This is a genomic window from Shewanella sp. BJSY2023SW005 (assembly GCF_047314585.1).
Lineage (GTDB): Bacteria > Pseudomonadota > Gammaproteobacteria > Enterobacterales > Shewanellaceae > Shewanella > Shewanella algae.
This window is the reverse complement of sequence record NZ_JBKORJ010000017.1, coordinates 63750-89441: the sequence shown is the minus strand read 5'-3', so window position 1 is coordinate 89441 and position 25692 is coordinate 63750. Positions and strand designations below refer to the sequence as shown.

Below are 25692 nucleotides of genomic sequence, written 5' to 3'. Positions count from 1 at the left end.
TTATTCTGGAAAAGTCGCTGCAACATATGCAGCCAAGCAGTCCTTCCCGGCATTCAGCTCCACAAAGGTCGCAGAGTACCCCATTTAACGTGCAAATAAAACCAACGCCAGCGGCCGGGCAATCAGCCTTGAAGCAAAATAACTTCGGCCTTCTCCACCCTTCTGGGCTTGCCGCGAATAAGCAAGGTATCACCGGCGCGGAACTGCCAATCTTCATCCGGCGGCTCGTACTCCCTGCCGCCGCGGCGCACTGCTCTCAGTTCCACCCTGAGCTGTTGCCAGGGGATCTCGGCACTGAATTTCCCCACGGCACTGGCGCCTCTTGGCAAAGCCACTGCATGTAGTAATTCGAGAGAGAAGTCGGCTTCCTCACCGGAAAAGAAACCGTGCAGATACTGATAATGATTGCGCCGCTCCGACTCCAGCCGTTTGAGGATCCGCGACAAGGGTACCCCTGACTGATACAACACCTGAGATACCAGCATTAAGCTGCCTTCCAGAGTTTCCGGAATAACCTGACTGGCACCGGCCTGCTCCAGTTGCTCAAGCTCGCTGTCATCCCGGGTTCGCACCATAATCCGCGCCTCGGGCGCCAGTTGCCGACACAGTACCAAGGCCTCTTCCAACTGCGGCTGCTCGCAAAAGGTCAGCACTATACTCTTGGCGTGGCGCACATTGGCTTGTTTGAGCAAACTGCGTTTACAAGCATCGCCGAAATACACAGGCTCTCCGGCCCGGCGTGCCTCGGCAACCCGGGAGGGATCCCGGTCGAGGGCAATAAAAGGGATAGCTTCGGCCTTGAGAAACCGCCCTATGGTCTGCCCAACCCGGCCATAACCCAGCAGCAGAACCAGATCTTGCTGGGGATCCAAAGGCGGCAGGTTTTCTGCCGGTTCCGGCCTGGGTTTAAGGCCCTGCAGCAGCCTGGCTATGTCTATGCTATGACGCACCAATGCCGGCGCCAGTGCCATGGACAGTACGGCAACCATCACCAAAGTGTTACTGACACTGGGGGCCAACAAGTGATAACTCACCGCCAGGGCCAGCACCACGAATGAAAACTCCCCCACCTGTGCCAAGCTGAGGCCGGTGGACATGGCCACCCTGAAAGGCTCTTTAGCCAGCCTCAGCAGGGCAAAGACTATCGCCGTCTTGCCGATAATCACCGCCAACAGCAACAGTAAAATTTGCCACCAATAGGCCAGCACCAGACTGAAGTCGAGCAACATACCTATGGAGATAAAGAACAGCCCCATCAAGAGATCCCGAAACGGGCGAATATCCGCCTCCAACTGGCGCCGGTACTGGCTCTCCCCCAGAAGCATCCCGGCCATAAAGGCCCCCAATGCCATGGACAACCCCAGCCACTGGGTAAAGGCGCCGGTCAAGAGCGCCACCACCAGAGTCGATAACACAAACAGCTCGTTGGAGCGGGAGCGGGCAACTTCATCAAACAATTTGGGCAGAGCCCACTTACCAAAAGCCATCAGCACAATAAAGGCCAGGATCCCTTTCCCCAGAGCTGCCCCAAGCTGCAGGGCAGTCAAAGGCTCGCTGCCATCGGCAAGCAAAGGCAGCAGAATAAGCAAGGGCACCACGGCCAGGTCCTGGAACAGCAACACACTGACCGACAGTTCGCCATGGCGGCGCTTGAGCCAGCCCTTGTCGTTGAGCAGTTTCAGCACTATGGCGGTGGAAGACAAGGCTGTCACTGAACCTATCACCAGCGCCTGAGTCACGTCGCTGATAAAGAGTAATCCGGCCCCCATGGCCAGCAAGGTGGTCAATACCACCTGAGCACTGCCGAGGCCAAATACAGTGCGGCGCATGGCCCAGAGCCTGGGTACAGAAAACTCCAGTCCCAGGGTAAACATGAGTAGCACCACCCCAAGTTCGGCCACCGACTGCATCTGGTGCTGCGAAAACCAATTGAATCCGGAAGGACCGCTGATAACCCCCGTCAGCAGGTAGGCCAGAATAGCGGGCAAGCCTATACGCCTGAGCAAGGCTATCGCCGCTATGGCAATAACCAGCATCAAGAGGATCTGGATAAAGAATCCATGTTCCATGCGCACTCCCCTGCTCTCTAAGGTTCAATTCATTATTTTGTCGGCGTCAAATACTTGTCACATGAACATTGTCTGTAACACTCCTAAGCTTAACTCAATGAGATCTATATACAAATCAGACAAAAGCCTATCAGGCACGCATTTTGCATTGTAACAGTCGTGAAAGGTTCTGCCTTATTGGAGTATTTATGATGGACTTTGGTCTGGCAACAGAGTTTTACCCTGAAGACTATCAGTATCTGTCTGATCAACCTCAGGCTATCCGTCCCAAGATGGATCTGCTGCAGGCGGTTCAGCGGTTGCATGCGAGTCTCGATCCCCGGACAGTATTTGCCTGCTATGGCAAACTGCTGCAACAATATTTGCCGGTACAGGGAGTACAGCTGCGACTGAAAGGACATCAATTTCACTGGGGGCGTACTTCTCAAAGTACGGTGAGCAGAGAACTGGTCAGTAAACTGGGCACCGCCAAGCTGCGCTACCGGTTGCAAAGAGTGTTGAGCCCGGTGGAGCAGGCAGAGCTTGAACAGATAGAAGCCCTGCTGTCACAGCCGCTGTTCAACGCCATCGCCTATTCGCAGATGTCGGAGCAGGCGATGTTTGATTCCCTGACCGAGCTTGGCAACCGCCACTATTTCGGTCAGTGTATCCGTACCTCGCTCGCCAGAGCCGGACGGGCTCACAGCCCGATATCTCTGGTGGTGCTTGATCTGGATAATTTCAAGCAGCTCAACGACAGTCTCGGCCACAAGTTTGGTGACAGAGTGCTGACTCAGTTCGGCAAGCTGCTTAAGTGTGGCATCCGCAATGCCGACCAGGCTTTTCGCATAGGTGGCGACGAGTTTGTGGTATTGGTGGAAGGCAATCTGGAGTCGGCGGTGCGCATGAGCGAGCGCCTGCTCGAAATGCTCGCCAACGAAACCCTGTTTCACCGCCACGGCATCGCCTGCAGCATAGGCATAGCCGCCTGGAGCGCCGGAGTAAATCAGGATCAACTGTTTGAACAGGCCGACCGTGCACTTTATCGCGCCAAGGCCGCCGGCCGTAACAGATACTGTATAGCGACTCGCGACTGAGACGAGCCGGCGATTGACTAGCCCGCGATTGAGACTAGTAAGTCGCGGCGCATTGCCCCTAGACCAAGAGGACTCTCTTGGTTTTCATTTCGACCGCGCGGATTTGGCACTCAAATCCATCTGGGGCTCGTGCTCATAGGTGTATTCGCCCTTAGCCACGTTATTTGCACCAACGGCTGTCGGCGACATCGAGAGGGATTGGTGCAATTCTGTTAGCACTGAGTAGCTTGAAACATCTGAAGTGCTTGCAGCGAGTCACAGGATCGCCTGTGCATAAGGCAGTTCTCTAACATCCTGTTCTTCACTGCATTCGGGCTTCCTGCCCATCCCTGCGGCAGGTGATTGGCTACAACTTAGCTAGCCGCTAGGATCAAGTTCATTGGTGAGTTTTGGCTTAAAGCCATGATAGCCGCTGTGCCAGCGGCCCAAAGTCGTGGTGTTCCACACCACACCGGGCAAGGGGCTTTGCTTGTCCAAAGCCCCTTGCATCCCCAAGGACACCCCGACGTAGCCGAAATCCCCACTGGCTTATGAAGCAAATTGGCTACACTCAGGACTCGCATCCTTGCTCGACCTTCGAGCCTCGACATCCCTGTCTCGGCTACGCCGATTTGCAACAACGCCAGCGGCGGCTCCGAAGGGGAGCTGGTGCAATTCTGTTAGCGCTGAGTAGCTGGAAACATTTGAGAGTTCTGCAGACATACACCTCATTTCCAGGCACAGGCGGAACTGTGACCTTCCGAGCCAGGGATGGCGAGGCAGAGCTTTACAGGGACGTACTCGCAGCGAGTCACAGGATCGCCTGTGCGGGAGCGCACCGCAGGTGATTGGCTACAACTTAGCTAGCCGCTAGGATCAAGTTCATTGGTAAGTTTTGGCTTAAAACCATAAATAGCCGCTGTGCCAGCGGCCTAAAGTCGTGGAGCTTCACCCCACACCCAACCAAGAAGGGATCAACAGCAATCCCCTCTTGGATCTCCCTTGCCGCCCCACACACTGTCGAAAGCCCCTCGGCCTTATGGCACAAATAACTATCGCTTCAGACGCTCCGAGTCACATCCATGTGACTCTGACCCAGCTCAACATCCTGTCTCGCGCTCGTTAGCTCGTCGCTAAGCGACACTCGCCCCTGATTAACTGGCGCAGAATGGGCAACTGCCGGACAGGAGTCCCAATGCAGTGAAGGGCAGGACGCCCGTGAACGGCCATGCCTCAGCCACGTTATTTGCGCCAACGGCTTTCGGCGACACCGAGGGGGGGACTGGTGCAATTCTGTGAGAACTAACTTGTTTGAAGCTACCTATATGCCCACAGAAATACGCCCATATTCCAGGCACAGGCGAAACTGTGACCGTCGAAAACAGGGACGTTTTCGTCGAGGCTACATGGACGTATTCACGCCGTGTCACTGGATCGCCTGTGCGAAAGGCGCACCGCAGGTGATTGACCGCGGCTTAACCACGTTATTTTCGCCAACGGTTGTCAGCAACACCGAGGCGGAATTCGTGCAATTCTGTTAGTACGGAGTAACCTGAAACACCTGAAGTGCTTGCAGACATACACCTAATTTCCAGGCTCTGGTTCTAGTTCTGGTGGGACTGTGACCGTCAAAAACAGGGAAGAATGCAAACACTCAGTCAATTCTGCTTCAAAAACAAACCAAATCAGGGTTTTGTTGCATTTGTCAAAACTTGACCTTTGGCTAATTGTTTTCACATTCAATGCTAGCTATTGTATAACTAATTCAAACGCTTAGCTTTAGCACTTTCTTAAGCTTAAGGCCGAAAGCAACACTTTTCCGTTTTCAGCGGAATGCGGGGACGAACAGAGTTTGGACCCGTGCGGTAGCCATGGCTTTACTTAACGTTTTTTGTAAGACCTGGGTTTTAGGGCCCTTGATTTTAAGGCCCTTATTTGCAGGGCTTGAAGCGCTCATGGTAAGTGCCTAAGAACTGATTTTCTATACAGTATTATTGACGTTCTAGGAAAAATGCCGGAAATTTGCAGCTAAGTTTGCGCGTTATTTCTGTAACATTTTAGAAAATACTATTAAATTCATAACGTTAAAAAATACAGCTGGTAGATAATAGGTTTGGAAACCGCGCATGCGCGTTTAGCTGCAAGGGATATTTGGACTAAATGGTATTATATCCAGCGAATACAAACAGATAGCGATGCGCGTTTACACTCCTCCGAGGACTAAAACGCGCATGCGCACTATACAGCTGTTAGCTTTACAAGGAGAATTCATTGAATACATCAGCATTTGAAGTCGCACAAGCGATACTGCTATCGGTAGGTGGAGGCGCTGCTATTATTTTTGCTCTATCTAGTTTTCTTGGCAAAGTATGGGCAAAACGCATTCTCCAAAATGAAAAACAACAACATGATAAAGAGCTGTCTCAGTATAAGGCTCAGTTAGACTCTTTGATTCACAAAGATAGCCTAAATTACCAGCAAAAATTAGACTTGTATAAAGTGGTTTCAAATCCGTTGATTGAGATGGTTGCGCTAATTGCGAAGCAAGGTTTAACCAAAGATCACGTACATGAATTTGACCGCTAGCGGTTACATATAACAGCTCAACTCGCTTTGTTTGCACCACAACCTGTATTTCAAGCATTTAATGATATGGTCGACTATTTCTATGATTCGCTAGAAAATGGCGATTACTCATTTTATTTATTTAGAGATAAAGCGTTAGTTTTCCTATCAGAAATGCGTAAAGATATTGGAATTTATGGCGACGAAGTAAAGTACAAAGGAAACAGATAAAGCTAACAAAGCATTTAAGAGTGATTCGCAACGCTTGGCAGTTTCGCTTCGCTCAAGTATAGCCAAGCGCTGCTCACACCTTAATGCGGCGTTAAGCAGCTAAAGAAAAAATGGAGTGAATACTTGGCTAAACCACCTTTATCACATTACTCACCGAAATTTGCGAATAAGGCGTGGGCTGATAGTAAGGGCTACACATCGTATTTTAATTGTTCATATAGTGGTGAGGTTAAGAAATCTTCTAAGGGTTGGAAACAATGGGGAAGAAAGCGTGGCCTTTATTCATGGGCAGTTGAAAGGTCATTGGACCAAGAGCTTGAAACTTTAGCTAGCCCTATATACGAAAAAATAGTCAGCTTCAATGAGCTATCTGAAGATGAGCGTATTGTATGGTCTCAGTTTATGTTATCTCAATTGGTTCGTACGCCAACCTATATGAGGTATGAGAATAAAGCACGTGAAATTTTTGGAATTACTGAAGAGCCAAAGCATTGTCGCGTCGGCTGCAAGGACTGCTTAGATCTCAGCTATGTAGCGAATAGAGATTGGTGTTTACTTCTGGCGCATGAGGACGATTTTTTTGTAAGAAGTGATAATCCAATTCTGCAAACTGGGTTTATTGAGTTACCCGATACATGCTTATTTTACCCCTTAACTCCTAAGTTGTGCTTTGTTGCGTGTTCTATGCCAAGCGACTGGAATGCATTCGTCAACAAGCCCAACGAAACCTGTGGGTATCAATTAGCGAAAGGAGGAGCTCATATGTTTAACTTTCATCTAGCAAGATCGGCGGGTGAGTCCCTAATTATTTCACCTAAGGACGATGGAGTTATAGCTGAAAAAATGTATGGTGACGTTTTAGGTGTTTATCCCCAGCCTCCATTTTCTCTGCACACAGTAGATGGTGTCGATTTTGAAATCGCATTTGAGAGCATTCGCAAAATTATGAGCTATACCGATGAAATAGAATACCCCTCTTGGCAACCAAATGAACTGGAGCCGTTTTATCAAAATAGTCAACGTGCCGGCGCTGCTTAACAAGTTGCTGCACACGGAAAAATTACTCGCTACGCTCCTAATTTTCCGGTGAGCAAAGCGTTATGCACTGAGAGAGTCATGAAGCATCCACTAGATTACGCTAGGCAAAAAACAGATCGGATTATTCAAGACCGTTTCAAGTCATTCTTAATGAATGATAAAAAGTGGGTAAAGGTAATGAAAGCGCTTTCCCATAAAGAAGAAGTTATCAAAGAATGTAAAGTTAAACTGGTCTGGGATGATGAACTAAGGAATATGTATCTAGACCATGCTGGATATTGTTTCGATTATTATGATCATAGTATGGAAGGTATGATAAGTGGATACCCTAAAGGGTATTATGATTACAAGGAAATTGAGTGGCTGGAATTTCCAGTGCTAGCAAATATTCTTGTAAATACAAATAACTTAAAGTCTGGCACCAAAAAAGTAGCCCAAAACATTTCTCAAATACATAAGCTTATTTCAGAAATAGGTCAATTTGAGATGGAAATAAATAAAGATTATTTGCGCTTGTATGGTTACAAATAACACGTGCATAACAAGGCGCAGCAACCGACTGTCAAAACTGTCACTCGTTTTGCCGTTGGCAAAACAAGCGCCAATTTTGCCAGCGGCTGTTCGCGGCGTTATATAGCTTTATAAATTTGGTGTTTATATCCAGTTGTCTTTGGCCAACGGCGCGTGGACGGTTCGGTTGGCACAAGGTGTGGCAAGCATTATGTTATCGAAACTTCTGTGTGCAATGTCGGTTCCGTTCGTTAGGTTTCTCTACGTAAAAGCGATCTTTGTCGCTGGTCGATTTGAATCCACGAGCGCTGGACGTTTTGTCTGTCCAAGTTCGTGAACCACTTCAGGTAATTTGCTTGCGGCAACATTCACTACTTGTTCGGCTTTTCTTAGGTGGTAAATTGAAGCTGAAAGGCGAGCTATATAACAAGCGTTCAAGCGGGACTTGGCACGCGTGGCATTTTTGGTTTGCAGTTTGTTTAGTGATTAAGGCGTAAGGAAAAAGACAGGACAGCCATATCTTTTTGATGTTTCGCAAAGCCTTGACTAGGCTTTGAAATACCCATCAAAGCTCAGTCGAGGTTGGTTATGACCACCGCCCGTCGTCAGTTGATAGATGCTGAAAGTACGCCCTTTTACCACGTAATTAACCGTTGCGTCCGAAGGGCATTTTTGTGTGGTGAAGATTCACTATCGGGGCGCAGTTACGAACATAGACGTGGCTGGATAGTGGATAAAACCAGGCAGTTGTCGTCAATATTCTGCATCGACGTTTGCGCTTATGCGGTCATGAGTAATCACTACCATTTGGTGCTCAAAATCGACCTTGCTACGCAACAAGCGTTGACACCATTTGAAGTCATTGAGCGTTGGACATTGCTCTTTAGTGGCAATCCTGTGGCGGCAAAGTTCCTCAAGGGCGATAGTCTCTCAGACGATGAGAGAATACTGTTGCATACGCTGAATAGCGATTAGCAAGAACGCCTCCCGAGCCACTGTGCCCAAACTATTGGCACTAAGAGGTTGCTTCAGCAACCAGCTTCAACACGATTCCGGGTTCAGAGCCAAATGCCAGTGCGCTACGCTCGACAAAACCACCGGCCAGCGCCAGCAGTCGGCCATTTTGCATCAGCAGCGGCACTCTGTCTCTAAGCCAGGGTGGCACTCCAAGTTCATGCCAGAGTTTCTTGAGCTCCCGCCCCTTGTCTCTATTGTGAGGCTGACAGCGGTAACTGCCCTTGAGCCCCATGACCAGTTCAGGTGCTGCAGCGGTATCTGATGGCTGAACTTTTGCACCTAGTGACGCCGATAGTGACGTCAGTAGCGGTGCCGATAGTGAAGCCATTAGAGGAGCCAGTTGTGGAGCCATGACCTGAGCCAGCGCCACCCTGGGCCCTGAGTCAGCCAATGTCAGCTCCAGGCGCTGCCAGGGGGAGGTGAGCCCAACACTCAGACTCTGCCCTTGGCTCAATGCTTGCAGCTGCTTTTGGCTCAGAGTCAGTTTCGAGTTTTTTGCTGCCACATCTTCAACCGAACCTACCCCATCAAGCAGCTGGAATGCTGCCCCCGGCAGAGGCGCCATGGCATAGATCTGTTGCCCATAACGCTTGAGGAGCAATCCCTTAAAGCTAAGCTCAAGCTGAGCATCCTCCCTGGCATCGAGTAGCTGCGCCAAGGCTTGCTGCAACTGCACCTGTGCCGGTAAGGGCAAGCGCTGCATCTGAATAAACTGCCGCAGCAACTGCGCCTGCCACTGGGGTGACAGCACTTTGAGCCCGGCGCTATCCAGTACCCGAACGCCGCTGAAGCGGCAACGGCCGAGCAAGGGCTGTAACTTTTCGGCGCTGACTTCATCGAGCAGCAACTGCTGTTCGGCGCACAGCGCGGCGCTGCGTGAGGCAGTAGTGGCAATCGAAGGCCAGCGCTGCTTGAGTACAGGGATCACCTCGGCGCGCAGGAAGTTGCGGTCATACTGGGTGTCCTGATTACTCTCATCATTGATATAGGGCAGCTCGAGGCTTGCCACCGCCTGCTCTATCTGAGCCCGGCTGCTGTCCAGCATGGGCCGTAATTGCCAGCATGGTGCACCTTCTGCCTTGGATGTCTGAGCCAAGGAACTTTCTGCCTTAGATATCAGAGCCAAGTGCTGGGCTTGCCCCATGGCCGCCAGTCCCTTGGGGCCCTGACCGCGCTTGAGTGCCAGCAGCAGCGTCTCCAACTGATCGTCCTGATGATGGGCAGTCAGCAGAATATCGCCGGGATTGAGCAGCTCGGCAATCGCCTGATAGCGGGCACGCCGCGCCTCAGCCTCGATACTGACGCGCGAACCGAGCTCAAGTTGCACCTTCCGAAGAACAAAATTCAGGCCATAATGCTCGGCTCTTTGGCGACAATGAGCCGCCCAGGCATCGGCATTGCGGCTGAGGCCATGGTGTACGTGCACCAGGGAGATTTGATAAGGCGTATTGGGATGAGTCTCGCGAAAGCGCGCCAAGGTATAGGCCAGCAGCTCTGAGTCCATACCGCCGCTGTAACCCAGCCAGAGGTGGTTGTCAGCCGTGGCGCCGATTTGATCCAGCAGCGCCGTTAACTTGAGTACCAGGGTATCGACCAGAGTGTGGGACATTAAAAGAGGATCCTGACCTTATCTGTGCCGAGCATGGCTTCCAGTGCCATCATGAGTTCATCACTGGGGTTCACCCGCCAGTCGTCACTCAAACGAAACTGCCCCTTGGCCAGGGCCTGACGATAGTTGATCGCCACAGGCACAGAGCCGCCGCGCCAGGGTGAGAGGGTCTCATAAAACTGTGTCAGCCATTCCAGGCTCAATATTGCCGCGTCGAGATCCAGCTCCACCGCCGCCGCAAAGTGGCTGCGGGCTTCGCCCATATCTATAATGTTGCGCGCCGTCATCCGGTTGCCGCCGGAGAAGTCATCGAAGCTCACTTCACCTTCACAGATGAGGATCCTGTCTTTCTCCAGCAGGTGATTGAATTTCTCGAAGGACTCGGTAAACAGCATCACTTCCAGACGGGCACTCTTATCGTCCAGCGTCAGCAGCCCCATCTTGGAGCCTCGCTTGGTCAGCATCACCCGGGTGGCGACCACCAATCCGGCGGCCTTGACCGTCTTGCCCCTGTCTGTGGGGTGAATATCCTTGAGCCGCCCGGAGGTGTAGTGCCTGAGCTCTTTGAGATATTGGTTGATGGGGTGACCTGTGAGGTAAAGCCCCAGAGTCTCACGCTCCCCTTCCAACCAGACCTTGTCCGGCCAACGCGGGCAGTCAACAAACTGTTGTTTGCTGTCCTGGGGGTCGTCGTTGAGTAGACCGAACATGTCGCACTGGCCTATGGCTTCGGCCTTGGCGTGCTGATCGGCGGCGCGTATCGCCTCCGGCAAGGTAGCCATCATGGAGGCCCGGTGCGGCCCCAGATTGTCCATGGCACCGGCATTGATCAGCTTCTCAATCACCCGGCGGTTGAGTTTTTTCAAATCCACCCGGGCGCAGAAGTCGAACAAGTCTTTGAACGGCCCCCCCTTGCGAGCTTCCAGAATCGATTCGACCGGCCCCTCGCCCACCCCCTTGATGGCGCCTATACCGTAGACGATATTGAGTTCTTCATCGACGGTAAACTTGAACAGGCCCTTGTTGACATCCGGCGGAATAAGCTTGAGTCCCATGCGCTCACACTCATCCACCAGGGTCACTATCTTGTCTGTGTTGTCCATATCGGCGGACATTACCGCCGCCATAAATTCAGACGGATAGTGGGTCTTGAGCCAGAGGGTCTGATAAGACACCAGTGCATAGGCGGCCGAGTGCGATTTGTTGAAGCCGTAACCGGCGAATTTCTCCACCAGATCGAAGATCTTCATTGCCAGTTCGCCGTCGACGCCGTTTTTTATCGCCCCGGCTTCAAAACCGGCACGCTGCTTGGCCATCTCTTCCGGCTTTTTCTTACCCATGGCCCGGCGCAGCATGTCCGCGCCGCCCAGGGTATAGCCCGCCAGCGTCTGGGCAATCTGCATCACCTGTTCCTGATAGAGGATGATGCCGTAGGTAGGATCCAAAATCGGTTTAAGGCTCTCGTGTTGCCACTTCTCATCCGGGTAGGAGATAGCCTCGTGGCCATGCTTACGCTCGATAAAGTTATCTACCATCCCCGACTGCAACGGACCTGGGCGGAACAGGGCCACCAGAGCGATCATATCTTCAAAGCAGTCGGGCTGCAGACGCTTGATAAGATCTTTCATGCCGCGGGATTCCAGCTGGAATACCGCCGTGGTTTCGTAGCGTTTCAGAACCCCGAAGGACTTGGCATCGTCCAGCGGAATGGCGGCAATATCGACCGGCGGCTTGCCGAGCTTGGCGAGCCTTGGGTTAATCATCCCCAGCGCCCAGTCGATAATGGTCAGGGTCCTGAGACCCAGGAAGTCAAACTTCACCAGACCGGCGGTTTCCACGTCATTCTTGTCGAACTGGGTCACCGGGTTTTTCCCTTCGGCGTCGCAGTAAAGCGGCGAGAAGTCGGTGATCTTGGTCGGCGCAATCACCACGCCCCCTGCGTGCTTACCCGCGTTACGGGTCACCCCCTCAAGCTTGCGGCACATGTCGATAAGGTCTTTGACATCCTCATCGGCCTCATAGGCTTCGGGCAGCGCAGGCTCGGCCTCGAAAGCCTTGGCCAGCGTCATCCCGGGCTCGGCCGGGATCATCTTGGAAATTCTGTCGACAAAACCATAGGGGTGACCCAGCACCCGGCCCACATCACGCACTACCGCCTTGGCGGCCATGGTACCGAAGGTAATGATCTGCGATACCGCATCCCGGCCATAGAGTTCGGCCACGTGATCGATAACCTCGTCGCGCCTGTCCATACAGAAGTCGACGTCGAAGTCGGGCATCGACACCCGCTCGGGGTTAAGAAAACGTTCGAACAGCAGGTCAAATTCCAGCGGGTCCAAGTCAGTGATCTTAAGCGCATAGGCCACCAGGGAGCCGGCACCCGACCCCCGCCCAGGGCCCACGGGAATGCCGTTGTCCTTACCCCACTGGATAAACTCCATCACGATAAGGAAGTAGCCGGGGAAGCCCATCTGGTTGATTACCTTGAGCTCAATATCCAGACGCTCGTCATACTCGCCGCGCTTTTCCGCCCGCACCTGTGGGTCCGGAAACAGGAACTCGAGACGCTCTTCCAGCCCCTCTTTGGAGCGCATCACCAGATAGTCCGCGGTGGACAGCTCACCCGTGGGGAAGTTGGGCAGGAAGTACTCGCCAAGCCGCACGGTAACGTTACAGCGCTTGGCTATCTCCACCGTGTTTTGCAGCGCTTCCGGAATGTCGGCAAACAGCTCGCACATCTCAGTTTCTGTCTTGAGATACTGCTGCTCGCTGTATTTCTTGGGTCTACGGGGGTCAGCCAGAGTGTAGCCATCGTGGATAGCCACCCGGATTTCATGGGCCTCGAACTCTTCCGGGGTCATGAACACCACCTGGTTGGTGGCAACCACAGGCAGGCCTGTGTTGGCGGCATGTTCCACCGCCATATGCAGGTAGCGCTCCTCATCCGGGCGCCCGGTACGGATCAGTTCAATAAAGTAACGGTCGTTGAAGTGCTGCTTGTAGAAATCGGTCAGTTCCTGGGCCTGGTTCAGGTTGCCCTTGAGTAGTGCCTTGCCCAGGTCCCCTTCCCTTGCGCCGGAGAGCAGCAAAATACCGGCGCCGTGCTCCAGCAGCCACTCCTGATCGATAGCGACCCGGTCACGCACCTGACCGCGCAGATAGGCCTTGGAGATCAGCTGAGTCAGGTTCTGGTAGCCGTCGTTATCCATGGCCAGCACAGTAAGCGCGCAGAACTCATCTTCAAAGCCGGGCACCAACATCCAGAAGTCGGCCCCTATGATGGGTTTTATCCCGGCGCCATGACAGCCACTGTAGAATTTCACCAGACCACAGAGGTTGTTCTGATCCGTCAGCGCCACTGCCGCCATGCCCTCATCGGCCACCTTGGCCAGAATGGGCTTGACCTTGGCCAGACCATCGGTCATGGAAAAGTCTGAGTGAACACGTAGATGGACGAAACGGGGCTGTGACATGAAAATCCGATTGCTCTGACTGGCTGAAAATCAATAGGGAAAGATAACACGCCGGAAGAGGTTCACCAAAGTTAAAACCGGCCGCCTTGTCGGCAAAATCACGCCAAAGGCGTTATCTGGCGGCTTTTGCGACAAAATCAAAAACTAAGGCCTGAAGCCGAGCCGGGCCTCTCCATTATTTACCGCTGACGAGGCGATAACCTATGCCGATTTCCGTGAGCAGGTATTTGGGGTTGGCGGGCTCAGCTTCTATCTTATTGCGCAGATGCTTCATATAGGTGCGCACATAGTGGCCATGCTCGACAAATGTCGGCCCCCAGACCTGTTTCAGCAGGCTCTGTTGAGTCAACACCTTGCCCGGCTGCTCCAGCAGGGCGTTCAGGAGCTTTAATTCCGTCTTGGTCAGATGCACGGGCTCGCCGTTGCGGCTCAGCTGCTGACGGCGGCGGTCGAACAAGACCTCTCCCAACTGCACCTGAGCCTCCGGCTCATGGCTGTGGCGTAAGTGTCGCCTCAACGCCACCCGCACCCGGGCCAGCAACTCCTCTATGCCGAAGGGCTTGCACAGGTAATCGTCGGCGCCGCTGTTAAGCGCCTGCACCTTGTCGGCTTCATCGCTGCGGGCCGACAGCACTATCACAGGGGCATCACTCCAGCTGCGAAAACGGGGAATAAAGCTCTGGCCATCGCCATCGGGCAAACCGAGATCCAGGATCACAGTATCCGGCTGCCGGGTCGAGGCCTCCATCAAGCCCTGATTGAGCGAGTGAGCGGCGAACACCTCAAGCCCCAACTGCTGCAAGGCCTTACTGACAAACTGACAGATCTCCTGGGCATCATCTATCACCAATACCCTTCTATGATGAAACGGCTGCGGATCAATCAATGCTGGCATAACTGGATTCCTGCTCGGGTAAATACTCTTCTTCGCCGCACATCTCGGGCGGTGAAACATAGGGCAAGCTGAAGGTGAACACGGTGCCGCTCTGCTCGCGGTTATGGGCCCAGATACGGCCGCCATGGGCCGAAACTATCGCCTGACAGATGGCCAAGCCGAGCCCCAGCCCGGGAATGCCACACTCCTTGTTGCCGCGCTCAAACTTGGTAAACAGCCAACTGGCATCCTCTGTGGGAAGCCCGGGCCCGTTGTCGGCCACTTCAATATAAAACTGCTCGGCATCCAACTGGGCACTGATGTTTATCTGTACCTCCGGCGGACCATATTTAAATGCATTTTCCAAAAGATTCAACAGCACCCGCTGAATGAGATTGCCATCGCAATAGATAAGCGGCAGCTCGGCAGGGATATTCAACCGAACCTGGGTTCTGGGTTCCAGTTGCCTTAGCGTCACCCCGAGGATCTCCTCCAGATCCTGCCAGTCAAGCTGCAAAATAAAATGGCACGACTCGAGGCGGATCATCTCCATTACATTGTTGGTCAACCGAATGGTTTCACCTATCCGCTGCGCCAGTTGGCGCGCCTGCTGACACTGTTCGGGGAAAGGCGCCAGACTGGTCACCAGGCTGTCGCTCTGGTTGCGGATAAGCGTCAGCGGAGTGCGCAAGTCATGGGACAGGGAAGATAGCATGGTGCTGCGCATCTTTTCGGTTTCCACATTCAACTGCGCCTGCTTGGAGGCCTTGGCCAGCTCGAGCCGCTCAAGCGCCTGCGCCAACAGGCAAACAAAGGCATTGAGCAGCCTTTGCTGCTCAGGTGCCAGCCAACCGCTGAGACTCACAGGCTCGAGCACCACCATGGCCAGCACCCGCTGCTCTATCGCTACCGGCTGATAGTAGCAACCGGCATTGGGCAGGGTATCTGTTCCGGCGCCAGCTGCACAGTTGTTGGCTATGCTCCACTTGGCAATGGCCGAATCATAACGGGTAAAACCCTTGGTCAACAGCAAGGTCCCCTGCTCTTCGGCCTTCAATACCGCCACCGCCGCGGCGAAGCTCTTGCCGATATGCTGCTGGGCGATGGCAGCCATCTCCCGCTCGGTTTGCGCCGAGCCCAGTTGCTGCGACATCTCAAACAGCTGATAGGTGCGCAGCTCCCGCTGCCGGGCCATTTGCGCCTGAATACGCGCGGTATGTGTGAGTTGGGTGATGGCGATACTGACTATGGCCATGGCGAAGAAGGTCATCAGATATTGGGCATCGGCAACCGAGAAGGAGAACCTGGGCTCGACAAAGAAGAGGTCAAAGCAGGCCACATTGACCAAAGTTGCCAACAAGGCACTCATTCTGTCGAGCCTGAGCGACAGCAAGACAGTGCCCAAGAGGTAGATCATCACTATGTTGGTGGCGTGAAACCAGGGCGCCAGCCAATAGCCAAGCAAGGTACAAAAGGCCGACATACCCAGGGCCAGGGCTATATTCGCCGGGCGCAGCCTGGGCCAGGCTCTGGGATTGGCGGCCTTGGGCTGCTTAGTAGCTTGATCAAGGTTGAGGCTGATAATCTCCTCGTCTGCGGCGCGCTTTCTCAAACGCTGGCCCAGCTCCCGGCGCCATGGCAGGTGCCGCTTGCCGCTGTGGTGGCCAATAAGGACCCGCTCCAACCTGTGTTCGCCGGCAAATTCCAGCAAGCCGTGGCAGATATCATGATCCACCAGAGTCGCGGTCTCGGCCCCCAGGCTCTCGGCCAGCTTGAGGTTATCCTGCAGCTGTTGCCGCTTGCTATCATCCCACTGCTGCGCCTCGGGCGTTTCCACATGCAGGGCATACCAGTGGCAGTTGAGGCGCTTGGCCAGACGCATGGCGTGGCGAATAAGCTTCTCCTGCTGCTCACCATGGGTCAACCCAAGCAGCAGGCCGCCCCTGAGGCCGGGCTCATTGTCCTGACGCCTGCGCTGCTCCAGCCGCTCGGCGGTGGCGTTGAGGGCCAACTCCCTGAGCGCGGTGAGATTCTGACGGTTGAAGAAGTTTTCTATCGCCCTTTCCACCTGGGATGAGAGATAGATTTTACCCTCACGCATTCGCTGCATCAGATCATCGGGTGGCAGGTCCACCAGCACCACTTCGTCGGCCTCATAAAACACTGAGTCCGGCAGGGTTTCCGACACCTTGATACCGGTAATGCCGCCCACCAGATCGTTGAGGCTTTCCAGATGCTGCACATTGACTGTGGTAAACACATCTATACCTGCATCCAGCAACTCTTTGACATCCTGCCAGCGTTTGCGGTGACGGCATCCCGGGGCATTGCTGTGGGCCAGCTCATCGACCAATACCAGCGCCGGATGCCGGGCAAGCACGGCATCGATATCAAACTCCTGATAACGCCTGTGCATTATGCTCAGCGCTTTGGGCGGCAGTAGCTCCAGGCCTTCGAGCAGGGCCGCCGTCTCATCTCTGCCGTGGGTTTCCACCAATCCGGCCAGTACATCCAGCCCCTGCAGTCTTAGCCTGCGAGCCTCGCTGAGCATGGCATAGGTTTTGCCCACCCCGGCAAAGGCGCCGAAGAAGATTTTGAGCCGCCCCCGGGAGGACGGCTGTTGCTGTAGCAGCAAATCGGCATTGGGCCTGATTTCTGACAAGTGATTACTCCATTTTGCTCAATGCCAGGTTCAGCAATGAAACATTGACCGTGGGCTGGCCGATAAAGGGCAAGGACGGCTGCCGAATATGGCTGTCAATCAGTGCCTTTAACCGCGCCTCTGATACCCCTCTAGCCTTGGCGACTCGCCCCATCTGCCAGTAGGCGGCCTCGGGTGAGATATGAGGGTCCAGACCACTGCCGGAGGCAGTGACCAGCAGCCCAGGCACAGACGAATTTCCAGGGTTGTGGGCATTCAAGGCCGCGGCTCGCTGCTGCCACAGGGATTGCAACTCACGGCTGTGGGGCGACAGGTTACTGCCGCCGGAAGCCTGGGCGTCATAAGCCGAAGCGCGACCATGGAAAAAACCATCCGCCTTGTAGTCCTGCCCGATAAGCTCTGAGCCCAGTAAGACGCCATCTCTCTCTATTATGCTGCCTCCTGCCTGGTGCGGGAACAGTGCCGTGGCGGCAACAGTTACCAGCAGCGGATAGACCAACCCGGTCACGACAAAGATAACGCCAAATACCCACAAGCCCATTTTCAAGGTTTTCATAACATACTCCAATCAGATCCAGCCAGTAGCGGCAAGCACTGCGTCTATGACTTTAATGGCAACAAAGGGCAACAGCAGGCCGCCAACCCCATAAAACAACAGGTTGCGTTTGAGCACTGCGGCGGCCGCCATGGCGCGATAACGCACGCCCTTGAGCGCCAGCGGCAACAGCGCCACCAGGATCAGCGCATTGAAGATCACCGCCGAAATGACCGCCGACTCGGGCGAGTGTAGTCGCATCAGGTTGAGGCTCTCGAGCGCCGGAAAGGTGGTGCTGAAGGCCGCGGGAATGATGGCAAAATATTTGGCCAGATCGTTGGCTATGCTGAAACTGGTAAGCGAGCCACGGGTCATCAACATCTGTTTGCCGATATGCACCACTTCGATAAGCTTGGTGGGGTTGGAGTCGAGATCCACCATATTGCCGGCCTCCTTGGCCGCCTGGGTGCCCGAGTTCATTGCCAATGCCACATCCGACTGTGCCAGCGCAGGTGCGTCATTGGTGCCATCGCCGGTCATGGCCACCAGGCGACCCTCATTCTGGTATTGCCGAATCAGCGCCAGTTTGGCTTCGGGCGTAGCCTCGGCCAGATACTCATCCACTCCGGCCTCGGCGGCAATGGCCGCGGCGGTGAGCGGGTTATCGCCGGTGATCATCACGGTTTTGATGCCCATCTTGCGCAGTTGGATAAAGCGCTCCTTGATACCGCCTTTGACTATGTCCTTGAGCGCTATCACCCCGAGAAGTTTGTTGCCTTCGGCCACCACCAGAGGAGTGGAGCCCTGCTTGGCCACCTTATCCACCAGGGCTCCCAGTTCTTTGGGAACCTCGCCGCCGTTGGCCTTCACATATTGACTGATGGCATCGAAAGAGCCTTTGCGTATCTGCCTCGTCCCCAGATTGATACCGCTCATGCGGGTTTGGGCAGTAAAGGGAATAAAACTGGCGTCGAGCTCGGCAAGACTGCGCTCCCGGATGGCAAACTTCTGTTTCGCCAGCACCACTATGCTGCGCCCCTCCGGAGTTTCATCGGCAAGAGAGGCCAGCTGCGCCGCATTGGCCAACGCCTCTTCAGCTATACCGACCACAGGCAGAAAATCACTCGCCTGGCGATTGCCCAGGGTGATGGTGCCTGTCTTGTCCAGCAAGAGCACATCCACATCACCGGCGGCTTCCACCGCCCTTCCCGAAGTGGCTATCACATTGACGCCTATCATGCGGCTCATGCCGGCGATACCCACGGTAGACAGCAGCCCGCCTATGGTGGTGGGAATGAGGCAGATGAGCAGCGCCAGCAGCACCGTCATCGAGATAGGCTCGCCGCCGCTGCCCATGGCACCATAAGCGGAAAATGGCGCCAGAGTCACAGTGACCAACAGGAAAATCAGCGTCAGGGTGATCAGCAAAATATTCAGCGCCACCTCATTGGGTGTCTTGCGCCGCTTGGCGCCGTCCACCATGGCAATCATGCGATCGAGAAAGGTATTGCCGCTCTCCTGGGCGCAGCGCACCACCAGCCAGTCTGACAGCAACCGGGTTCCACCCACCACAGAGCTGAAGTCGCCGCCGGACTCGCGGATAACGGGTGCCGACTCACCGGTAATAGCGCTCTCATCCACAGAGGCAACCCCTTGAATAATCTCCCCGTCACAGGGAATGATCTCACCGGCTTCCACCCGCACTATATCACCGCACTTCAGGGTATCGGCGAGCACTTTCTCAAGCCCCTTGTCTGTCTGCTTGTTGGCCCAACTGCTGCGTCGGAGTCCCCGCAGACTGTCTGCCTGCGCCTTGCTGCGTCCCTCGGCCAGCGCCTCGGCAAAGTTGGCAAACAGCAAGGTCAGCCACAGCCAGATGGCGATAATACCGCTGAACCAGGGATTTCCGGCGCGCCAACCCAAGCCTATGGCCACCGCCTCCAGCGACAGAAGAATACTGGCGACATAGACCACAAACATGATGGGGTTCTTCAGCTGCACTCTGGGGTCCAGCTTGGTCAGCGCGCTTAGCAGCGTTTGCCTCAGCATGGCGGCATCTATCTGCAGCACGGGATGACGCTTGTTGCAGCCTGTCTCTCTTGGATGATCTGGCGTTATATCAAAACTGAAGGTTTTCATTGTCTGTTTCTCCCTGAATTCATTGAGCTGTCGGCAGTGCTTGCGGCAACGGGAATGTCAGCTGCTCGGCCACAGGCCCGAGAGTCAATGCCGGAATAAAGGTCAAGGCGCCAAAGAGCAAGAGGGTTCCCAGCAACATGCTGGCAAACAGCCAGCCATGGGTGGGCAAGGTGCCTGGGCCTGCCTCTTGGGCGGGTTTGGCAGCCATACTGCCGGCTATCATCAGCACAGGTAGGATCACGCCAAAGCGCCCAAGTAGCATGGCCGCCGCCAGCAGAAGGTTGTAAAAAGGCGTATTGGCGTTGAAGCCACCAAAGGCGCTGCCGTTGTTGTTGGCCGCCGATGACAGGGCGTACAGCAGCTCGCTGAAGCCATGGGGGCCGGTTTCCTGCAGCGACTCGGGAGAGAGCACCAAGCCAAGCGCCGCGCCGGACAGCACTATCACAGGCGAACAGAGCAGAGCCAGACAGACGAGTTTCATCTCCCGGGTTTCAATCTTCTTGCCCAGATACTCGGGGCTGCGGCCTATCATCAGTCCGGCAATAAACACTGTCAGGAATACAAACAGCAAGATGCCGTAAAAACCGCTGCCAACGCCGCCGAAGATCACCTCGCCAAGTTGCATCAACCACATGGGCATCATGCCGCCAAGCGCGGTAAAGGAGTCGTGCATGGCATTCACCGCGCCACAAGAAGCTGCCGTGGTGACAGTGGCAAACAGGCTGCTTGCTCCGATGCCAAAGCGAGTCTCCTTGCCTTCCATATTGCCGGGGAAGTGAATGTCGGCCATCTGCTGCAGTTGCAGCTCAGAGTGATTTATCCATAGGAAGGCCGCCACAAACACCAATGCCATACACCCCAAAATACTCGCCCCCTGGCGCCAATCCCCGGCGCAGAGACCAAAGGCGATAACCAGGCTGCAGGGCAACAGGAAAATACTCAGCATCTGCAGCAGATTGCTCAGCGCCGTGGGATTTTCAAAGGGGTGCGCCGAATTGGCACCAAAGAAACCGCCGCCATTGGTACCCAGCATCTTAATCGCTTCCTGGGATGCTACCGGCCCCATGGGCAACAGCTGTTGTTGCCCTTCCAACCCGGTCACCGGCAGATAAGCGGCAAGATTCTGAATGACGCCCTGCTGCACCAACAACAGGGCGATCAACAAGGCCAGAGGCAACAGCAGATAGAGGTTCACCCTCAGCAAATCCAACCAGGCGTTGCCGAGCATAGTCTGCCCCTTGGTTGTCAAGGCTCTGATAATGGCAAAGGCCACCACCATACCCGTGGCGGCCGAGCAGAAGTTCTGCACCGTCAGCCCCGCCATCTGGCTGAAATAACTGAGACTGGTTTCGCCCGAATAGGCCTGCCAATTGGTGTTGGTCACAAAGCTGATTGAGGTGTTGAACGCCAGTTGCCAATCCATCCCCGGCAGGTTTTGCGGGTTAAGCGGCAGATGTTGCTGCAACAGCAGGATAAGCATCAGGAACAGGGCGCCAAGGGCGTTGAAACACAAGAGCGCCGCCGCATATTGGCGCCAGTTCATCTCCTCAAATACCGCGGCCATACCGGACCATAACGCCGCCTCGCGTTTGAAAGGCTTTTGATGCCGGATCAATAGCGCCAACGGCTTGGCCAACAGTAGGGATGCCGCCAACAAGAGCCCTAGAAAAATCGCCGGCAAGCCTAAGGATTCCATAGTCAACATAGTCAGAAATCCTCTGGATGCATCAGGGCAAAAAACAGATAGCCAAATAGTCCCAAGGCCAGCAGCAAAGCGGCCCACTCCATAACAGCCATAATGAATATCTCCTGAAAAAGACTTTAATTTCAGAGTCAAAGCTTATGAAAACCGGTATAAAAACGGGGTGTAAATATCCGCAGGGTTTGTATAAAAGCTGTATAAATGAGCGGGATTGGCATTGCACTACTGCCAAGATAAACGGCATATACACTGCATAAAGGCAGTAAGCCATGACATGGCAGGTTAAGTTACAGGGACAATGTATTGCGAAGCAGCGGTTAAATCAGCGGCGAGACAAACCATGGATTGCGGGCGCCATCAATGACAGCGCCCGGGTTAAGAAGTTACAGAAGGGCGTTAATTTGTCGCGCCAGCCAATCGTAGTAAGGCGCTCCACCATGGAACCAATCATGTTGGCCATCGGCATAAACCAGCTCTGAAGCATAGACCAAAGGATCGGTTATGGTTTCGTTGAAATGACGGGCGGCGTGCAGGAACTCAACCCCCATCTGATCCCAGACATATTCCATGGCATCCATATAAGCCATCACAAATGGTGCCATTGACTTGGACTCTTCAAAATACTCAACGAACGGGGTATCTGAGATCACCACAACTCTGTGCCCCTGCTCTTTGAGCCTGAACACTATGGTCATCTGCTCCTGCATCTGTTCATTGAAGAAGTCGACATAGTCGCTGAGTTCAATATCCTTGAGTTTTTCGGCTCTGGAATTCCGCATCCATTCAATAAACATGGAAACTGTCTGATGCGTCTGTAGCCCTATATTGGTCAAGACAACTGAGTCTGCGAGTTTCTCCGATTTTACCAAAGCATCCAGGTTGGCCAGGATCGGCTGCCAGAGCTTTCTCGAATCGGCACTCTCCAGCGGTACCATGATGTCACTCTCCGGACTCAGTACAAATTTATGCTGGGCAAATCCCGAGCCATTCATCACCATGCCACCGCAGAAAGCTTGCCCCAGATGTTCAAACGCCTTGGCCAGTTTCCCCATATGGCTGTCGCCAATCAGTGTCAGGGTATCGGCCGTGACCTTGGCACCTGTGGCGGTTCTTTGCAAGGCATCTAGCAACTCTTCGTCACAATCGGCTTCAAGGTGATTGGCAACCAGGTTTTCCTCGCGGGCCAACGCCTTGGACCAGTGACGCATCACATAGCCGACCCCCTCTTTGGAAACAGTGCGCCTGTTGTCCAGAAACCGGAAATCTGCAGGCAAGGAGGTAGTGATCAACTCATAGGAGGGAAAGTAACTGGCATCGGCGACATCCTTGCAGAAACTGCCGGCGACGGCCCGTAAAACAGACTTGGAATGACCATTGGCCACCAACACATGTTCTTCAGTGGCCGTGGCTGTCAGGGGCACAGGAGACACAGTCAATATCAATTTCAGCTTTGGATTGATGCACTTGAGTTGCTGCAACAGCCGGTCGAGATCGATATAGACCTCTTCGTAATCAAAGACCTTGAGCCGGTAACAATCAGGGTCAAACTCGCCCAGTTTGACTCCAGGACAGGAGGGATAACAAACCCCATTGGGATCGATCCAGGTTTCAATCAGCCCCAGAGTGAAAATAAAGCTGCTACTTGCGGCAATATGGCGTTTGGTTTCGGCCACGACCTTGCGACGATATTCGAGCAATGCCTCCCGGGAGGAGTAGCCTTCCTTGCTTGTCGGCAGCAGTAAGTCGTAATAGCGTTGGTTTTCTTCATCAAAATAGATGCTGTACTGAGCCAGTTCCTGTTCCCCCTTGATAAACCATTGCAACAAGGCACGGGCGTTATACAGGTTGCCGAAGGCAAAACTGGATGTCACATCTGGATTTAGCTCACTGCGCAGATAAGAGTAGTTATGCTGTTCCAGCCAATTCCCTATGTGCTGGGCAAAACAGGAACCTGCCGAAGAGAGTTGTTGTTTGGTATCAATGGGGAGCCTGGGGATAAGCTCACGAAAAAGCTCAGTCTCGGGCCGAATATCCGCCACCGCTGAACGCCAAAAACGCTCCTTATGAACGGGATCATAAGGTAAAGAATGCTCCATGCTACTGCCTCCAATGCAAAATATTCCTCTACCGCCACCACGGTACAGCTGTGGTTACCCGATCCAGTGCGCGGTATAGATTAATTGCGACAGGCAACCAAAAAGAGACATTATTTAACACTTTCATAAACTTGACGTCTACATCAGCAGATCACATATTGCAGATGTGGGGCAGAAATTTACCAATTAAAAGGAGCAAGCCAAGCACGGTTTTGGGAAACAAAGCAGACGTTTTGGCAACAATGCTGGTATAGCCGTTGTGATTACGCCTTGTCAGAGCCACAAAAAAGGGCAGTCGCTGCTGCCCTTTTGGTTGCATCTTTAGGTTTCAGAACGGCTTATGAATGCTGCTCCAGCCATTCGCGTACCGGCCGGAAGCTGCGCCTGTGCTCAGGCAAGACACCGTGTTGACTCAAGGCTTCGAAATGCGCCTTGGTGGGGTAGCCCTTATGGGCAGCAAAACCATACTCAGGGTGGCGACTGTCAAGCTCGGCCATCTCCCGGTCGCGGGTGACCTTGGCTATGATAGAGGCGGCGCTGATGACAGGGATCAAGCCATCGCCCTTAACCACTGCGGCCGAAGGCAGGCCAAAATCCGGGGTCCGATTACCATCTACCAAGACTTTCTCGGGACGCACGTTCAAGCCCGCCACGGCGCGCTGCATCGCCAACATGGTGGCATGCAGTATGTTGAGCTCATCGATTTCCGCCGGGCTGGCTCGACCGACTGAGACCGCCAGCGCCTTGGCCAGGATCTCTTCATAGAGGGCATCGCGTTTCTTTTCGCTGAGCTTCTTGGAATCATTAAGGCCGCTAATTGGATTGGCGGGATCCAGGATCACCGCCGCGGTGACCACATCGCCGACCAAGGGGCCACGCCCCACTTCATCTACCCCAGCGACCAGCCCCTGGCACAAAAGCTGCGCTTCGGCTTCCGAGAGTTGCTTATAGACTGTCATCTTTCCTCGGCTTTTTTATCGAGCAAGGCCACAACCGCCTGGGCCGCCTTTTCACTGGCGTTGCAGGCCAGCAGGCTGTGCAGCTTAGTAAACTCGGCCAGCAACGGCCGGTTATCTTTATCCAGCAATTTACCCACCTCTTCGGCTATCCGCTCGGCAGTGCAATCGTCTTGGATAAGCTCCGGCACCAACTCCCTTCCGGCCAACAAATTGGGCAAAGAGAAGTGGTTTATCTGCATCATCCGCTTGGCAATACGGTAAGTGATAGGGCTGACCCGATAGCCAACCACCATGGGGCGCTTGACCAACATGGCTTCCAGCGTGGCGGTGCCCGATGCCAACAAGATGGTATCGCTGGCAGCCATCACTTCCCGAGAGCGCCCTTCCGTCATATGAATTTCCAGATCCGGCGCATAGGTTTCCAGTGCGGCAAGAAACTGCTCGCGGCGTTTTTCATTCACCAAGGGGGTAATAAACTTGAGATCCGGATAGCGCTGTTTCAGCAGCCTGGCCGCCTCCACAAAGGGTTGGGCCAACATCTTCAGCTCACCACCACGGGAACCCGGCAGGATAGCCAGATATTCGGCTTCGACTTTCAAGCCGAGTGCTTCTCTGGCAAGACGCTTGTCATTCTCCATCGGGATCTCATCGGCCAGAGTGTGACCGACGAAGGAGCAAGGCACCTGATGCTTGTCGTAGAAGGCTTTTTCAAACGGCAGCAGTGACAGCACCATGTTGGTAGCGCGGGCGATTTTGAAGATCCGCTTAGGGCGCCAGGCCCAGACCGACGGGCTGACATAATGCACCGTCTTGATCCCGTGCGCCTTGAGCTTGAGCTCCAGGCCGATATTGAAGTCCGGGGCATCTATACCGATAAAGCAATCCGGCTGCAGCGCGGTTATCTGTTTGACCAGACTCGAGCGTATCTTCAGCAATCTGGGCAGGCGGGAGAGCACCTCGGCAATTCCCATCACGGCCAACTCTTCCATGGCAAACAGCGACTCGAATCCGAGAGCTTCCATGCGGGGGCCACCGATACCGATAAAACGGGCGTCCGGATAGCGCTGTTGCAATGCTTTCATCAGGCCGGCACCTAAAATATCGCCGGAGATTTCTCCGGCGACCATTGCAAAGACTAACTTTCTATTTTGTGTCATT

Annotated in this window: 16 protein-coding genes and 1 pseudogene; 5 read left to right on the top strand and 12 right to left on the bottom strand. The window is 54.1% G+C overall.

From position 1 onward, the window contains the following. Window positions 1-122: 122 nt before the first annotated feature. Complete coding sequence (locus tag ACMHXI_RS03510) at window positions 123-2069, bottom strand: monovalent cation:proton antiporter-2 (CPA2) family protein (protein WP_208149835.1); 1947 nt, start codon at window positions 2067-2069, stop codon at window positions 123-125. Window positions 2070-2257: 188 nt separating this feature from the next. Between ACMHXI_RS03510 and ACMHXI_RS03505 the strand changes: the two genes are divergently transcribed. The 5 genes and pseudogenes from ACMHXI_RS03505 to ACMHXI_RS03485 form a co-directional block, all read left to right on the top strand. After that, window positions 2258-3145, top strand: coding sequence for a GGDEF domain-containing protein (locus ACMHXI_RS03505; protein WP_306440256.1), 888 nt, complete (start codon window positions 2258-2260; stop codon window positions 3143-3145). Between the two features lie 2250 nt (window positions 3146-5395). Beyond that, complete coding sequence (locus ACMHXI_RS03500) at window positions 5396-5710, top strand: hypothetical protein (RefSeq protein ID WP_413734017.1); 315 nt, start codon at window positions 5396-5398, stop codon at window positions 5708-5710. Window positions 5711-6043: 333 nt separating this feature from the next. Next, window positions 6044-6958, top strand: a complete 915-nt coding sequence (locus tag ACMHXI_RS03495) for a DUF4238 domain-containing protein (RefSeq protein WP_071237083.1) — start codon at window positions 6044-6046, stop codon at window positions 6956-6958. 78 nt (window positions 6959-7036) lie between these two features. Then, entirely contained in the window at window positions 7037-7489 is a 453-nt protein-coding gene (locus ACMHXI_RS03490; RefSeq protein ID WP_208184944.1) for a DUF6678 family protein, read from the top strand. 567 nt (window positions 7490-8056) lie between these two features. Beyond that, window positions 8057-8297 (top strand): annotated as a pseudogene (locus ACMHXI_RS03485) (alpha-amylase family glycosyl hydrolase); the annotation flags it as partial. Window positions 8298-8483: 186 nt separating this feature from the next. On the opposite strand, the gene tilS reads toward ACMHXI_RS03485, so the two are convergent. The 11 genes from tilS to lpxB form a co-directional block, all read right to left on the bottom strand. Continuing rightward, on the bottom strand, window positions 8484-10094 hold the full coding sequence (tilS, locus tag ACMHXI_RS03480) for a tRNA lysidine(34) synthetase TilS (RefSeq protein WP_342188383.1): 1611 nt from the start codon (window positions 10092-10094) through the stop codon (window positions 8484-8486). Then, entirely contained in the window at window positions 10094-13567 is a 3474-nt protein-coding gene (dnaE, locus tag ACMHXI_RS03475; protein WP_342188385.1) for a DNA polymerase III subunit alpha, read from the bottom strand. The genes tilS and dnaE overlap by 1 nt, the downstream gene beginning before the upstream one ends. A 175-nt stretch (window positions 13568-13742) precedes the next feature. After that, window positions 13743-14462, bottom strand: coding sequence for a response regulator (locus ACMHXI_RS03470; protein ID WP_342188386.1), 720 nt, complete (start codon window positions 14460-14462; stop codon window positions 13743-13745). Further along, the gene (locus tag ACMHXI_RS03465; RefSeq protein WP_413734013.1) at window positions 14446-17103 is read right to left on the bottom strand and encodes a DUF4118 domain-containing protein; all 2658 of its coding nucleotides are present in this window, start codon (window positions 17101-17103) and stop codon (window positions 14446-14448) included. The genes ACMHXI_RS03470 and ACMHXI_RS03465 overlap by 17 nt, the downstream gene beginning before the upstream one ends. A 4-nt stretch (window positions 17104-17107) precedes the next feature. Beyond that, window positions 17108-17659: a potassium-transporting ATPase subunit KdpC gene (gene kdpC, locus ACMHXI_RS03460; RefSeq protein ID WP_413734011.1), complete on the bottom strand. Its 552-nt coding sequence runs from the start codon at window positions 17657-17659 to the stop codon at window positions 17108-17110. Between the two features lie 12 nt (window positions 17660-17671). Beyond that, on the bottom strand, window positions 17672-19687 hold the full coding sequence (kdpB, locus tag ACMHXI_RS03455; RefSeq protein WP_413734029.1) for a potassium-transporting ATPase subunit KdpB: 2016 nt from the start codon (window positions 19685-19687) through the stop codon (window positions 17672-17674). Window positions 19688-19796: 109 nt separating this feature from the next. After that, window positions 19797-21482, bottom strand: coding sequence for a potassium-transporting ATPase subunit KdpA (gene kdpA / locus ACMHXI_RS03450; RefSeq protein WP_219014172.1), 1686 nt, complete (start codon window positions 21480-21482; stop codon window positions 19797-19799). A gap of 2 nt (window positions 21483-21484) precedes the next feature. Beyond that, on the bottom strand, window positions 21485-21574 hold the full coding sequence (kdpF, locus tag ACMHXI_RS03445) for a K(+)-transporting ATPase subunit F (RefSeq protein WP_071238225.1): 90 nt from the start codon (window positions 21572-21574) through the stop codon (window positions 21485-21487). Between the two features lie 288 nt (window positions 21575-21862). Further along, window positions 21863-23575: a GSCFA domain-containing protein gene (locus tag ACMHXI_RS03440; protein ID WP_413734008.1), complete on the bottom strand. Its 1713-nt coding sequence runs from the start codon at window positions 23573-23575 to the stop codon at window positions 21863-21865. A 338-nt stretch (window positions 23576-23913) separates the two neighbouring features. Then, window positions 23914-24534 carry a ribonuclease HII gene (gene rnhB / locus ACMHXI_RS03435; RefSeq protein ID WP_025010990.1) on the bottom strand — a complete coding sequence of 207 codons (621 nt, stop codon included), beginning with the start codon at window positions 24532-24534 and terminating at the stop codon, window positions 23914-23916. Beyond that, window positions 24531-25691 carry a lipid-A-disaccharide synthase gene (gene lpxB / locus ACMHXI_RS03430; RefSeq protein WP_342188391.1) on the bottom strand — a complete coding sequence of 387 codons (1161 nt, stop codon included), beginning with the start codon at window positions 25689-25691 and terminating at the stop codon, window positions 24531-24533. The genes rnhB and lpxB overlap by 4 nt, the downstream gene beginning before the upstream one ends. Window position 25692 lies beyond the last annotated feature (1 nt).